This window comes from Spiroplasma endosymbiont of Panorpa germanica (genome assembly GCF_964019765.1).
Classification (GTDB): domain Bacteria; phylum Bacillota_I; class Bacilli_A; order Mycoplasmatales; family Mycoplasmataceae; genus Spiroplasma_B.
Window position 1 is genome coordinate 179,906 of record NZ_OZ026461.1, and the last position, 15,810, is coordinate 195,715.

Genomic DNA, 15,810 nt, shown 5'->3' on the forward strand with positions numbered 1-15,810 from the left:
GTTGATTAATCTATTAGCAAGCGCGCAAAAAGAAAGTAATTTATTACGCGATTTTTTAGCAATTAGTACATGACAATCATTTTTAGCAATTTTCATATTATTTTCAACAATAGCTGGTTTTTGAATATTCTTAAAATATGTTAAAATAAAATTCGTTTATCGAGTTTTAATCGGATTAGCAATCGGTTTAGTCTTTGGTGTTATAATACAAGCAATCATTGGCTTTCCTGCTGGGGGTTGATTCACTAGTGGTCAAGGTGGATGATGAGCCAAGACCGAGGCTGGAAACTGAGTTAACTTAAATAATTATTACTATGATTTTGGTGCTGGTTTTGTAAAAATAGGAACTCACAGCCAAGATCCTCAAGGATTTCCGTTCATCATGAATCAAATCTTCTCAGATGCTGCAGGTAAAAACGCTGTTTTTGGGGATTCTGTTGGAACACTAAATGGAGTTTGAAAAAATGAAATTCTTTGATTAAGTGAATTCTCAATTTGAGCAACGTTATTTAAACAAATATTTATCAACGGAATATTAATGCTAACAATTCCAGTGGTATTCTTAGCTATCTTTAGAGTAACCTCAAAACCAAAAGTAACTGGTTTGAGTAGAATTACAATCAAAGGAGTTGGAATCCTATTACTTAATGTAACTGTAGCTTTTGCTATTACATTCTGAATTGGTTATGGTTTAAAAGTTGGAAAAGGCTTAGAGCTAGACCAACAAGCTCAAGGAGCTGGTTCAGCTGTTACAAAACCAATTCCACAAATTATTTGAGAGTATGTCCCAAGTAACTTTGTTGCAGCATTTACCACTGGATTAATTATTCCTGTAATGGTAATCTCGGCATTAATGGGAAGCAGTGTAAAACTTTTATCAAAACGTCAACCTGAAAAAATGGAAAAATTAAGAAATTCAATGGACACTGGTTGAGATATTATTATGTCAATGTTAATGAATTTTATGAAAATTATGCCAATAGCTGTAATTTCAATGATCTTGACTTCAATTACAACAAGACCAATTGGAGCTCTTCAATCTATTGGGTTAGTATTAGGAATCGGATACTTATCAATTTTAATTATGATGGTTCTAATGACCTTGTCAGTATGATTATCTGGGGTTAAAGTTGGAGCTTGATGAAAAGCGGCTTGAAAACCTTTAGTTCAAGGTTTTGCCACCCAATCAAGCAATGCAACATTACCGGTTTCAATCTCAACATTAAAAGATGAAATGAGAGTAAAAGATAACGTCGTTGGTGTTATAGCTCCACTTTCAACCAGTATGGGATTAGTAGCCTGTGCGGGAGTCCAAGCCGGATTAGTAACAAGTTTATTATACACAGGTAGTGACAATGTAGCAGCAAGCTTTAGCTTGGTGGCTTTCTTCTTGATGGCTTGATTTACAACAGTAATCGCCTCACTTGGAATTGCTGGGGTACCTGGAACTTCATCTGTGGTAACTGCTGGTGTACTTGGTGGTCTAGGATTTGGGGCTTACTATGCTTCGGTTTACGCTATAATTGGAGCACTTGATGGTTTATTTGATATGGGTAGAACTGGAGCCAATGTTATCGGGGGAATACAAGCAAATACCCTGGTGGCGGTGAGTGAAGGTCAATTTGAAGAAGACTCCCCATTGTTTAGTAAGAAAAAAATGGAGACACTTCAAAAGCGTCAATTAAATATACAAAAAAAAGATGAAGCTAGAGAGCAAAAACTTAAAGAATTAGCTTTAAAACAAAAACAAGCGGCAGCTTTAAAATTAGAAAAGAAAAATACTAAGCCAAGCGCTTAGCAAAAATAAAACAACATTAATAGAGCGTTGAAGATAAAATAACCAGTAGAAAAAGTGCTGTAGGGATTTTATTAGAACTGCTCTTTTTTTGTTCAAAAATCCGAAATTCAAATCAGTTTTTAAACCTTTTGAATCAAAAAGCTAACATTTTGAAGTGTAATCAATAATATTAAAACTAATCAAAATTTTATATATTAATATTCATTTTTAGTGATTTTTTAAATTTATTTAGTTATAATCAAAAAGATAAGAAAATAGGAGATAAAAATGAAAATTCACGATTTAAGCAACAAAATCAAACGTACCAAAATTATTACAACAATTGGTCCAAGTACTCACTCAAAAGAGAACTTATTTAAACTATATGAAGTTGGAATGAACACAATTCGTCTAAACTTCTCTCACGCCGACTTTACTGAGCATGGAGAAAGAATTGAATGAATCAAAACTTTACGTAAAGAAATTAAAAAACCAATTTCAATTTTACTAGATACTAAAGGACCAGAAATCCGTATTGGAAAAATGAAAGATGGAAAACAAGAAATCAAAGCTGGAAGTGAAGTAACAATTTTCACTAACCCTGCTGATTTTGGTAAAAAAGAATGTACTGCAAGCGAACTACAAATGTCATATGATATGAGTAAAGATGTTAAAGTTGGAGACACAGTTTTAGTTGACGATGGAAAACTAACAATGTATGTAACTGCTGTTGATACTAAAAAAATGGAAGTAAAAGCAAAAGCCTTTAACCACCACTTAGTAAAAACTAACAAACGTGTTAACTTACCAGGAATCGACTTTACACTACCTTTCTTGGCTGAAAAAGATTACAACGATATCAAATTCGGAATTCAACAAGGTGTGGATTATATAGCAGCAAGTTTTGTTAATACTGCAGAAAATGTGCACGAAATTCGCAAAATTTTAAAAGAAAATAAGGCTGATCATATTCAAATTATTTCAAAAATTGAATCTCAAATAGGGATTGATAACATTGACGAAATTATTGAAGCTGGTGATGGAATTATGGTTGCTCGTGGAGATTTAGGATTAGAAATTCCTTACTATGAAGTACCTTACTGAGAAAAACAAATTATTAGAAAATGTCGTGAAAAAGGTAAAATTGTTATCGTGGCAACTCAAATGTTAGAATCAATGACAGACAACCCAGCGCCAACTCGTGCTGAGGTAACTGACGTTTATTGAGCAACTGAGTTAGGATCAGATGCAACAATGTTATCTGGAGAATCTGCAAACGGAGATTACCCATTTATTACAGTAGATACAATGGCTACAATTAACAAACGTGCTGAAGTAGAATTCTACGGTAAGTTATATTACGAAAAACAATTAGAAAATGCTCGTAAAAATACATCAGGTCCTAGAGCTAAAATTGCTGACAAATTAGCAGAAAAAGCCAAATCAGGAACTTATGAATTTGCAATAGTATTATCTAAAACTGGTGAACTTTTAAAAACAGTTTCAAAATTCAGACCAAACGTAACAATCTTGGGAGTTAGTGAAGACCCTAAACTATATACTGCATTTGGTATTTGACATTCAATTTTCATGAACCACAGTAACGATATAAACAAAATTCACGCTGATGAAAAAGCTTTAATCGATATTGCTAAATCATGAGGAGCTAAAATTGGTGAAAAAGTTTTAGTTGTGAGAAATGAAGATATCAAAGAAATAACTGTAAAATAGTATCAAAATAAAACTTAATATTTTTTAATTCTTAAAGGACAAAATTTAATTTTCAAATTTTCAGAGAGCTGGTGTTTGGTGCGAACCAGTAAGCGAAATTTAAATTACTACCTTTTTTAAGGGATTACGCTAACGCGATAAAATTAAATTAAGATACAAGTTTTTAACTTGTAATTTAGGATGGTACCGCAGAAAATGCTCCTTGTTAAGGAGCATTTTTTTGTATAAATTTAAGGGAGAAAAAGATATGAAAATAATACTATTAGATGGCTCGGTTAGAGAATTTAACAAACCACAGACTATCAAAGAAATCGCAACCTCAATCGCAACCAGTTTGGGCAAAAAAGTTGTTGGGGGAATTATTGATGAAAAACAAATTGTTGCCAGTGAGTTTATAATTGATTTTGATTGTCATTTAGAATTAATTACAGACCGTCATGACCAATTTTTAAATGTAGTAAATAATACAGCAGCATTAGTAACAGCTTTAGCAATCAAAGAACTTTATCCAAGCGTCAATGTGGCAGAAATTGAAGTTGAAGATGATGATGAGTTTGCTTTAACTTTTGATTGTGAACCACGTTTAAAATTAGAAGCTCTTGAAGAAATTTCAAATAAGGCAAAACAACTTATTAAGGAAAATATTGAAATCAAAGTTGAGGTAATCGATTCTAAGGAATTTAAAAAAGTATCTAACAACAATCCATATTTATCTGCTCTACTAGAAAAGCACCAATGCAAAAACAAAAAAGCGATTTTATTTAAACTAAAGGACTTATATGTAATCGGAAACTTTGCATCGTTGAGCAAAACCTCAGATCTAAAAGTTATTGAGGTTCAACAACTTTCAGGAAGTTACTTTTTGGGTAATGAAAAAAATAAAATGCTACAAAGAATTAATGGTATGGGTGGATTCAAAGTTGAAGAATTTAACAACCGTATAAAAGTTAAAGAAGAACGTAAAGCAAATGACCATCGAAAAATAGGAAAAGACTTAGAAATATTTCATCTAGATCAATTGGTTGGTCAAGGATTGCCGATTTGATTACCAAATGGAACAGTTTTAAAACAAGAAATTAAAAAATATTTAATGGAAAAAGAATGAGAGTACGACTTTATCCAAATTGAAACTCCAATTATGGGTTCAAGTGAGCTATATAAAACTTCGGGTCACTGAGATCACTATCGCGAAGATATGTTCGCCCCTATGGTAATGGGAAATGAAGAATTAGTTTTAAAACCTATGAGTTGTCCGCACCACGTTTCAGTCTATCGACAACAACCAAGAAGTTATCGTGACTTACCAATTAGATATGCAGAACACGCACTACAACACCGTTATGAATCTTCGGGAAGTTTGACTGGTTTAGAACGAGTTAGAGCCATGGAGTTAACTGACTCTCACATTTTTGTAAGACCTGATCAATTAAAAAATGAATTTAAAAGATGTTTTAAACTGATTACAGAAGTACTAAGAACTTTTGATATTCAAATTGACTACCTATCACTCTCACTCAGAGATCCAGAAGATAAGGAAAAATATTTCCCAGATGATAATATGTGAAACAAAGCAGAAGCAGAATTAGAAGAAACTCTAAAGGAATTAAACTTGGTTTATAAAACTATGATTGGGGAAGCTGCTTTCTACGGTCCAAAATTAGATATCCAAATCCGAACAGCATTGAATCATGAAATTACTGTTTCAACACTGCAATTGGACTTCTTGTTACCAGAGAAATTTGATTTAAATTACATCAACCCAATTAATGAACTAGAAAGACCAATAATGATTCACCGTGGTTTAATTGGAACTTATGAAAGATTTATTTCAGTATTACTAGAGCAAACCAAAGGGGTGCTTCCATTGTGATGTTCACCTAAACAAGTAAAAATCATTCCAATTAACTTGGAAAATGATATAAAATATTGTGAAGAAATTCATCAAATTTTGAAAAAAGAGTTTATTCGCAGTGAAATTGATACTCGCGATGAGCGCTTAAATTACAAAATCAGGGATGCCCAAATTAATAAAATCCCATTTCAACTTGTAATAGGTAAAAACGAGCAAAAAGACAAGACAATTACTTATCGTCGTTATGGAAGTGAAGAACAAATTTGCTTACCAGTTGATAAATTTATGGAATTAATTAAAAACGAAATCAATTCCAAAGGAAAATTTTAAAAATAACTCTTGATAGTTTTCAAGAGTTATTTTGATAAAATATTAGCAAAATATTTTAATTATGATATTATTATAAAAGTTATTTTTTTAGAGGTGTAATTTAATGAATAAAATTGAAAATGAAAATTATATTGCCAAACTAAATGAGACAATAGCAGAATTAGAAAAAATTGATTATTCTGCCTTAAATGTATCACACGGATTTCAAGCCGATGGGTTTTTGGGTGGATTTACAGCAGTAATCAAGAAAATAAAATATGCTTTCTACTTGCAAATATTGCTAGGAATTCTTGGAGGAATTGTTGCAGCTTCAGCTTATGTGGCGGTTGTGTACAGTACCAAAGGAATGCCAGCAAGCTTGGGTTGATTGAAAACACTTTTATCAGGTCTAATTTTTCCTGGAGGTATCATTATGATTACTTTCCTTGGAGGATCGCTATTTACTTCTCATAGTATGGCAACTTTACCCGTAATGCTAAACGCTCTAGATCGCAGACCGTTCTTAAAGGCGCTTTTCGCTACTTTATTGGGTAACATTATTGGTGCTTTAATTGTACCCTTGGTTTTCATGGGGACAGGCGCATTTACCGATACAGCATTTTATAATGCAATGATAAATACCATAACTCATAAAATGTTTCAATTTGGAGAAGAGTTGGAACACGCCAGTTACGCAGTGCCAGAATTAAAATTTTGAATTATTGCAATGGTTTCATCATTATTCTCAGGAATTTTGTGTAACTTCTTGGTTTCAACAACATTGCCGATTACTTTTTCTTCGAAACACCCAATCGCTTCAATTATTGTTATGTTCTTTAGTTTAAGTTTCTTTGTTATTTCAGGATATAACCATGGTCCAGCCAACTTCTTCTTCTTTTGAAGTTGAATTATAATGTATATCCAGCATCCAGAAACCTACCATGCCTTTGCGTGATGAGCACCACTAGCCTTCTTATTGGTTAATGTTATTCCAGCACTATTTGGAAACTGATTGGGTGGGGGATTGATTATGCCTTTAATTCTTTATTCAAACAATAAAGATTTAACACAATTATTGGTTAAGAAAATTATATACGAACGTGCTCAAGTTGCATTAAAAGAAGCTAAAGGTCAGGTTGTTATTACATCAACTGGGGCTGCAATTGATGCTGAACTAATTGAGGATATTAAAAAACGTCATTTAGAACAAAACGAACTTTTAAAAGAAGAAAAAAAATCCAAAAAAGAAGATAAGAAATTAGAATAGAGGTGAAACTATGGAAATTAGTAAAAAAAATGCCAAGTTAAAGGCAAAATACGAAAAACAAATTTCAGATTATGAAAGTATTGATTATTCAACACTAGATGTATCCCATGGTTTTGCAACTGATGGAGTACTTGGTGGATTTAGAGAAGTTGTAAACAAAATTCGATATACTTTTGCCTTACAATTCTTATTAGGAATTCTTGGAGGTCTATTATTTTCTGTGGCAGTTGTTGCAGCAGTTTATGGGACTAAGGCAATCGGAACAGATACTAGTCAAGCTGAACGCTTGTGAATCAGAAATATGATATCGGGAATAATTATCCCAGGAGGGGTTATTCTAATGACCTTCCTTGGAGGAGCTTTATTTACTAGACACTGTTTTGCCACTCTACCAACTATGTTGGGAGTAACAAAAAAAAGATTACTTTTTAAAGGTATGGTGGCTGTGCTTGTTGGGAACTTTGTTGGTTCTTTAATTTTGGCCACAATATTTTTAGGTACAGGAGCTTATAAAGATAATGATTTTTCAGCAAGAGTTCTAGAAATTTCTAATCAAAATCTATTTGGAGCTGGAAATAAAATCTTCCCATTACTAACAAGTACAGGAGATTTTGATTACTCAGGAGTTAAAACAGGAATTTGATTTCAAGCAATCTTCGCTTCATTAATATCTGGTTTTCTTTGTGGGATTTTAGCATCAGGAACTGGTGTGGTAACCCATGCTGATAAAAACCCAGTTGTTGGAATTGTGGTAACTTTCTTCTGTGTGCTGTTTTATGTTTTATCAAATTATAGTCATGGACCAAGTAATATGTTTTACTTCTGAAGTTTACTTTTCATGAAGTGATCTCATCCAGAAAACTTAACAATATTCAATGAGGTTTCAAATGCTTCAGGAGTTATAAATTCTTGGGGCGGAGTTGATATGAGTTTCTCAATGATTTTCTTAGGAGTAGCTTTAATTCCATCAATTATTGGTAACTGAATTGGTGGGGGAGTTGTAATGCCTTTCGTTTACTACCTAAACAATAAAGAGTACGTACAGGTTTTAGCTAGAAAAATGAAACTTGAATATGCTCAAGAAAATTTACGAGAATTGATCGCTTACTACGAGGGACCAATAAATCAAGGACTACCAACTTTAGAATCAACTAATACTGTTTCAGAACCAAAACTAAATGAAAACTTTGCAAGCAACTTTGAAGTTGAAGAAGTATTTATGAAACCTAAAAAAAGTAAAGTCAAAAGTAAAAAGAAAACTGATTAGATAATTAATTAAAGTCTTACTAATTTTTAAGGAAACCGTTCTTTAAAAAGAGGAAGGACTTTTTTATTTAAAATTTATATATTTATAGGTTAAATTCAATTGTATTTTAGGTAATAATAATTTAAAATATATAAAATAAATCATAAGAATTTAATAGAGGGAGATAAAATGGCAAAGTTTGTAAACGATAAAGCCTTTACTTATTCAAAGTTCAAAGGCTTTTTAAGACCGATTTTTGTTGCGGTCAAAAAAAGTCCTTGACTTTTTACTTTTATAGTACTTTCAGTGGCATTGGATGCGATTGCTTTTTCTTTTATCCCTAAATTTTTACAAATGATGATTCAAAAAGTATTGTTAACAGCCCAGCATAAAGTAGATTCAAGTGTTGATTTAACCCAAGATCTATTTGGTTGAAGTGTCAACATTCCTTGAATTAGTTGACTTTGAGTAATTCTAGCGATTTTTCTTTTTATGATCGCTTGTGAGTATTTTGGGAACTATACATCTTCTTTATTTGCAAAACAAATTGAAATTAATTTAAGAATTGAATGTCTTGAAAGACTTGTTAAACAAGATGTTAGCTACTACTATGATCACCAATTGGGATTAATTATGTCTCGAGTAATTGGAGATACTGAGGGAGTTGGTTTGGGTTTAAACGACTTCTTCTTAAATGCAGTTTATTTAATTTCAATGTATATAACAACTAGTTGTTTAATGTTGACAATGGATGTTCCGATTGCCTTGATCGCAATTTCGTATACTTTAATAATTTTTATAGCTACTTGAGTTATATTCATTTACTATCGTCGAGCAATTTTGGTTTCAGTAGATATCAGACAAAAAATTGATACAGAACTAACCGATCGACTAATGAATGTAAGATTAGTTAAGGCTAATGGAACAGAAAATTATGAATCTCAAAGAGTTATTGAAAATCATGAACCCTTTAACAGAGCTGCTAACAAAGTTGTTCGTTTGCAAACCACTTTACAAATGTTTAACGGATTTGCGGTCTCGATTTTATCAAGTATAATGGTAATCTCAGCTTTCCTGCTTTATAACTCAGAACCTGATAAAGTAATTAATCTAATTGTTGGTTTTACAACTTCGATATTTGCCCTAGCAGCACCAATTTCTTATGCTACAATGACATTTAGAGGGGCTACCAAGGCGGCGAACTGTGCAATGCGTTTATCTGAAATTACCGACCCAGTTCCATTGATAATTCCAGATCCAGAAGGAATTAAAATTGATAAAATTAGTGAAGTAAAATTTGAAAACCTGGGGTTTGCATATCCGACAAAACCAGATCGTCAAATTTTACCAAATATTGATTTTGTTTTTGAAAAAAATAAAAGTTACGCCTTTGTTGGGGAAACTGGAGTTGGTAAATCTACATTTGCACAACTTCTATTAAGATTCTACGACCCAACACAGGGAAGAGTATTAATTAATGGAATAGATTTAAGAGAATTGCACTTACCAACCTACTTGAGTAATGTTGGTTATGTTGAGCAAGAACCCCAAATATTGTATGGAGACATTTATTATAATGTTGCATATGGACTTGAAAATGTTACAAAAGAAGATATTGAAGAAGCTTGTAAAAAAGCCCAACTAGACAAATATGTCCAAACACTTCCAGAAAAGTATGAGACTATTTTAGGAGAACATGGGCTAATGTTTTCTGGAGGTCAAAAGCAAAGACTTGTAATAGCTCGATTGTTTTTAAAGAACCCACAACTATTGATTTTAGATGAAGCTACTAGTGCGTTGGATAATATTGTTGAACACGAAATCCAAATGGAATTAGAAAAACTGATGAAAAACCGTACAAGTGTAGTTATCGCTCATAAATTAAGCACAATTAAAAATGTTGATCAAATTATTGTTCTTGATAAAGAAAAAGGAATATCTCAAGTAGGAACTTTTGAAGAATTAAAAAACGTTCCGGGAAGATTTAGAAAACTTTATTTAGCAGGACTTATGGATTAAAAAAACTAGAACTTAATGTTCTAGTTTTTTTAACTCAAGACAATTCCCAAGGAAACAAATAATATAGAGAGGGCTCAACAGACAACGAAAGAATAAAATATGAGCTTTCTGTGTCAAAATTTGAATTGCTGCTTCATTTTGTCGTAAAATCTTACAATCATTCATATTAAAAATGGCAAAAGAAAGAAAATAGCAACAAAAATTGAATAAATTAACATAAATACCTCTTTTCTGTATTATTATATAAGAAATGGTTAATAAATCCAATTGGAAAGAGGAAATATGAAAAAAAACGACTTTATATTTAGTGCGTCAACAAACGCCTTTCAAATTGAAGGAGGTCGAAATCTAGGGGGTCGTACAGACTCGATTTGAGATGAATTCACAAAGAGAAACTTTGTTATTCCTCCAACCGGAATTCCGGGTAGAGAAATCAATTCAATTGAAATAGCGGCTGATTTTTACCACAAATACAAAACAGATGCTAAAATAATGAATAAAATGGGACTTCAAGGTCTGGTTTACAATATTGATTGAACAAGAATTTTTCCAAAAGATGGAGAATATATTAATCCAGAAGGAATTAAATGACACGATGATGTTTTTAAAACTCTTGTTGAAAATGGAGTTAAGCCAATTCCAATTCTCTATCACTGAGATACCCCACTATGGGCCCAACTTCAAGGGGGATTTGAAAATCGCTCAATCCTAGAGTGATTTAGAAATTATGTAAAAGCTTGTTTTAAATATTTAGGTAAATATACTGATATATGATTTGTAAATGATGAAAACTCAACTTTTACTTTGAGTGGTTATTTATCAGACTATATGCCACCAGCTAGAAAAGATAAAACAGCCTTTGTTAAAGCGTTGCATCATTTAAATATGACAGCAGCAATCACCAAAGAAGAATTTCAAATAGCTAAAGAAAAAGGTTATTTGTCAAAAGATGCTATTTTAGGAATTGACCATGACTGAAACCCTCCAATTCCTTTGCGAGAAAATAATAAAGATGATATCAAGGCTTGCGAAGTTTATAATCAATGATTTAAGAATTTATATTTAGATCCCAATTTAAAAGGGAGCTATCCTAAAGTTTTTTTAGACTGAATAAAAAGCGAAAATATCGATTTTCAAATTTCAAAAAATGATTTAGATTTCATGAAAAAAAATCCAATGGATTTCATCGGTTGAAATTACTATCGACCATGCTATATTAGTTCTTATGACTTTGATGACAAGACAATTAAAATCCAAAAGCCAAGTGAAGAGTTCTTTGTCAAAGAGTTTAAACAAATTTATCCTCAAGAGAACGTTAAGTATACAGATTGAAATTGAATAATTGACCCATCTCGACTAGTTTCGGGTGCCTTAGAACTTAAAGCAGAATATGGTGATTTGCCATTTATGATAATTGAAAACGGAATGGGAGACTTTGACGATAAATCAAAAGAACTCATAATAGATACTAAGAGAATTGAGTTCTTGAAAATTCATATTGCCGAAGTTTTGAAAGCCCGAGATGCCGGTGTGAATTTTATAGGATATTCATTATGAACTTATTGTGATATTTTTTCTCCAAGTGGAGGTTATCGAAAAGATTATGGTCTTGTTAGTGTTGATTTTAACTCACCAATAAGGGAGAGAAAACCAAAATTAAGTTATGCTTGATACCACCAAGTAATTAAATCTGGGGGTAAGGATTTATCTATTGACGAAGATAAATTGAAAAAAGATTTGAAGTCAATTTTAGAAGGTTGAGATTTATTTTACAAATAATATGAAAAAAGAATTAAAAAATGTAAGGATAACTGATCCTAAAATCATTGAAGAAAATCTGGCTTTTTTTGAAAAAAGTCGAGAAGAAATAAACAAACAAGTCTATACATCTGTCATCGAAGAGAGAGCTCGCATTAAAAAATTTATTTGTAAGGCGAAGATAAAAGCAACTATTGAAGATGTTTTTGAGAATTATTTAGATTTAACAGCTAAAGATTTGCATCCAAATTTAAATGTTAACGATTTAGAAGAAGGTGGCTTTTATGTAACGAGTAAAAGCAAAAATCGCATAACTTTCTTTCTTAAAAAATTAGAAAAAGATAAAGAAATTATGGTTGAATGATTTTCAAAAGATCAGTGATTCACTAGAACTGTTGTTTTTTCAACCAATTCCCAAAACACAATAACAAAAATAAAATATATGGATATATCAAAAGGTAAAAGAAGTATTGCAGGTTTTTTAGAAAGACATGTGGCTAGTGTTTATACTAAAAAACAACAGCTAGGTTTTTTAGTGAGTATGTTCAAATTAAAAATTAGTTTGGGCATTTATCCGCCTAAAAAAATACCAGCAATTGAGAAAAGAATTGAAAGAGTAATGAATTATTCTCGAGATTTGTTTTAGTTTTTTAGATTATCTCAAAATACGACGATATTTTTGATAGAATAAAATTAGCGTTTATAAAAAATAAGGAGAAAAATGGAACAAGAAGTAACACTTGAAGATTACGTCAGAGAAGACGTAAAGAAAAAATACAAAACACACTTAGAAACTTATAAGAAACCCTCAAAAAAAGGTGTGTTAATTTCGCTTTTTGGAATAATAGTTTGCATACTAGTATTTGTAATTAATTATTTTTATCTTGGACATAGTTCTCAAATTTGAGCATTAATTGAGACGTTTGTATTATTTGGGTTAATGCCTGCCTCAGTAGTTTTATTTTTTGTTTTTGGAATAAAATATTTACGAAAAATTAACAGCTTTAAAACAAACTTTGTTAGGTCTTTGGATGCTGCGAAATACTATTCGATGGAATTAAAAAAACAATCTAACGGAAGAATAACAAACTCTGGACTTTCTTATGCCTTTGATAAGTCGATATTCAATTTAAAAAATCGTATTAAAGGTCCATACCGTGTATCGGTAAATGATGTTTTGATAGTTGTAATTGATGATCATATTATTACATATGGAGTAGTAACCTCATATACAAGAATTCAATATAGTTCAAAAAAGTCACCGACATACGTCCCTCATGTTCAAAACTTTGTTGTTGGGAATTTTCCAAATAAAATAGAGACTCCAACAAATTTAACTTTTGCTAAATTTAAAGGTTCCCTAGGTTACAATTATGAAAAAGTGAAATTAGAATCTGAAGAGTTTAACCAAAGAGTTAAGGTTCAATCCAAAGATCAAATTTTAGTAAGAAAGTTTTTTACACCTAAAAAAATGAATAAACTTCTTGAGGTTACCGACGACAAGAATAAAGCTAAATTTCAATACCTTTTAATGTGTGACAACGATTTATTAGGCGAAGTTGATCCACGCTTTGCCCGTCATAATGTTGATCATAGTTTCAGAAAATTTAACTTAAGCAAAACTTTATCTAGTTTTGTGAATACAATCTGTGATAAAGTAAGATTAGAGAGCAAAGATTTTATTAATATTTTATCTGTACTAGATATCCTCGAGTTGTTTCCAACAGATTAAAATAAAAAATACCAACTTTCTTTAGTAAAAATCAAATTTATTAACATAAAAATATTTATAAAAAAATTACTTAATACAAGTAGTATAGAAGAGGTTTAAAATGGCTTATGATCCAAAACCAGATAATAATATTATCGCAGTTAGAACAAGTGGATTTAGTAAATTTATTGTTTACATTTCCTTTTTATTAACATTAACAATAACATTGTGATTGTACATTGGTACAAAAAACAAGTTTAAACGTCTCGAACAAGATATTAACGAGACAGCTTCAGGAATTGATGTTCAGTTACAAAGAAGATTTGATGCTTTGCAAAAATTAGTAGAAACAACTAGATCTGCTATGAATTATGAAAAATCAACATTAGAATCAATTGTAGCTTTGAGAACAACAGGAAAAATTAATCCAAAAGATTTTTCAGAATATGAAGCTTTAACTTCAAGCGCTATTAGAGGGGTAAACCTTTCTCTTGAAAGATATCCAGAACTAAGAGCTAATGAAAATGTTAAAGAACTTCAAAAAGCTATTGTAGATTGTGAAGACAATATAGCAGCAGCTCGTCGTTTTTATAATACAAACATTAGAAGATTTAATTCTTCAATTCAAACTTGACCAGCCGTTGTGGCAGCAAGCAATTTAAGATTAGAAACTAAAATGTTTTTTGAAGCATCTGAGAGAAGTCGTCAAGATGTTAAAATGGACTTAGGTTTTTAAAATTTAACATACTCTCTTGATATTCTTTGAGTTTTAACTCTTGAAATTATCAAGAGTTTTTATTTTTTATTCAATTATTTGTATGAATTTTGGTGATATTATTTAAGTGTAGATTAATTAAGATTTTTAAAGTAGACAAGATACTTCTATTTTAGACGCTATAATTTTTCTCAAAGAAGGAGTAAATATGACTGGATTTATTTTTACTTGCCCAAATTGCGAGTACAAGATTACAGAAAAAGACTTTCAAGAAAATGAAAGCATTCTATCAAACCTGAAGGAAATATTCAAGAAGCACGAACAAGACTACATTGAGACTATCAAAAGTTCTTTGACATTAGAGTTAAACAGCAAAAACGAAATGCTTTTGAACCAAAAGTTAGCTCAAGCTGAAAATGAATTTGAAAAAGCTAAGCAAGCTGAAATTAGTAAATTAAAAGATATAATTTCAAAACAACAAAATGATATATCAAATTCAGAGTTACGTTTTAGTAATGAATTAATTAAGCACAAACATGATTTTGAGACAAAGTCTCTTCAAGAGATTATGAATTTAAAATCTCAAATAACATCTTATGAAGCCCAACTAAAAACCAATCAAATATTAATCGATCAAGCTAAACTAGAAGTTGAGCAAGAAGGGTTGAAAAAACTAGTTGAAGTAGAAAAAAGACTTAACAGTGAAATCAACAATTTAAATAAGCAAATCAAAGACTTAGAACATGCAAATACTTTAAATAAAGTTATTCAAAATAAAACCAAAGGGGAAAATTTTGAGCATGAAGTTGAAGGAGAACTAAGAAAAGTTTTTGAACCTCAAGATATTATTGAAAAAATAACAGCCATGGACAAAAAGGCTGACTATCTGCAGACCATTAGAATTAATGAAAAAGAAATCGGTAAAATAGTATATGAAGTTAAAAATGCTGAGTGAAGTAATAACTGAGAAAAGAAATTAACCGAAGATATGGCTCGTCAAAAATCTAAATATGGTATCCTGGTTTCAACTTCATTTAATAAAAAGTTTTCTGGAATACCATTTAAGAGATCGGATGAAAATCCAAATATTTATTTATGTGACCCTGAAAGTTTTATATTTGTTGGTCAAATAATTAAAACCATTATTTTTGCTGAAAATAAATTTAATGAAAATAAGAATCTTGAAGGTCATCAAGAAAAAATTGAAGTATTTAATCAATGAAAAGATACCCAACTGCCGGTTTTGAATAAATTATTTGCTGATAGCTTTGATAGAATTAAAAGTGCAGAATATGGAATCGCTAAACAAGTTGATGAAATAAGAATATCAAGAGAAAAAATGCAAAACCACTGAATCAAAAATATTAAAGACTACCTGGATGCTTTAATATTCTAGAACATTAAAAAACTCAATCATAAGATTGA

11 protein-coding genes are annotated in these 15,810 nt (G+C 31.0%); all 11 read left to right on the plus strand.

Annotation, left to right across the window (positions count from 1 at the left end; translation table 4 throughout):
- Position 1 precedes the first annotated feature (1 nt).
- A complete protein-coding gene (locus AACK87_RS00895; protein WP_338972642.1) occupies positions 2-1,798 on the plus strand; it encodes a cation:dicarboxylate symporter family transporter in 1,797 nt (598 codons plus the stop codon).
- Positions 1,799-2,065: 267 nt separating this feature from the next.
- Positions 2,066-3,508 carry a pyruvate kinase gene (gene pyk / locus AACK87_RS00900; RefSeq protein WP_338972644.1) on the plus strand — a complete coding sequence of 481 codons (1,443 nt, stop codon included), beginning with the start codon at positions 2,066-2,068 and terminating at the stop codon, positions 3,506-3,508.
- Between the two features lie 247 nt (positions 3,509-3,755).
- Complete coding sequence (thrS, locus tag AACK87_RS00905) at positions 3,756-5,690, plus strand: threonine--tRNA ligase (RefSeq protein ID WP_338972645.1); 1,935 nt, start codon at positions 3,756-3,758, stop codon at positions 5,688-5,690.
- 103 nt (positions 5,691-5,793) lie between these two features.
- A complete protein-coding gene (locus AACK87_RS00910) occupies positions 5,794-6,936 on the plus strand; it encodes a formate/nitrite transporter family protein (RefSeq protein WP_338972647.1) in 1,143 nt (380 codons plus the stop codon).
- Between the two features lie 10 nt (positions 6,937-6,946).
- Positions 6,947-8,203, plus strand: coding sequence for a formate/nitrite transporter family protein (locus AACK87_RS00915; RefSeq protein WP_338972648.1), 1,257 nt, complete (start codon positions 6,947-6,949; stop codon positions 8,201-8,203).
- Positions 8,204-8,371: 168 nt separating this feature from the next.
- Positions 8,372-10,201 carry an ABC transporter ATP-binding protein gene (locus tag AACK87_RS00920; protein WP_338972650.1) on the plus strand — a complete coding sequence of 610 codons (1,830 nt, stop codon included), beginning with the start codon at positions 8,372-8,374 and terminating at the stop codon, positions 10,199-10,201.
- Between the two features lie 282 nt (positions 10,202-10,483).
- Entirely contained in the window at positions 10,484-11,980 is a 1,497-nt protein-coding gene (locus AACK87_RS00925; protein ID WP_338972652.1) for a glycoside hydrolase family 1 protein, read from the plus strand.
- A gap of 1 nt (position 11,981) precedes the next feature.
- A complete protein-coding gene (locus AACK87_RS00930; RefSeq protein WP_338972654.1) occupies positions 11,982-12,605 on the plus strand; it encodes a hypothetical protein in 624 nt (207 codons plus the stop codon).
- Positions 12,606-12,680: 75 nt separating this feature from the next.
- A complete protein-coding gene (locus AACK87_RS00935; protein ID WP_338972655.1) occupies positions 12,681-13,691 on the plus strand; it encodes a DUF3137 domain-containing protein in 1,011 nt (336 codons plus the stop codon).
- A 100-nt stretch (positions 13,692-13,791) separates the two neighbouring features.
- Positions 13,792-14,406: a LemA family protein gene (locus tag AACK87_RS00940; protein ID WP_338972657.1), complete on the plus strand. Its 615-nt coding sequence runs from the start codon at positions 13,792-13,794 to the stop codon at positions 14,404-14,406.
- A 187-nt stretch (positions 14,407-14,593) separates the two neighbouring features.
- Positions 14,594-15,781, plus strand: coding sequence for a DUF2130 domain-containing protein (locus AACK87_RS00945; protein ID WP_338972658.1), 1,188 nt, complete (start codon positions 14,594-14,596; stop codon positions 15,779-15,781).
- Positions 15,782-15,810 lie beyond the last annotated feature (29 nt).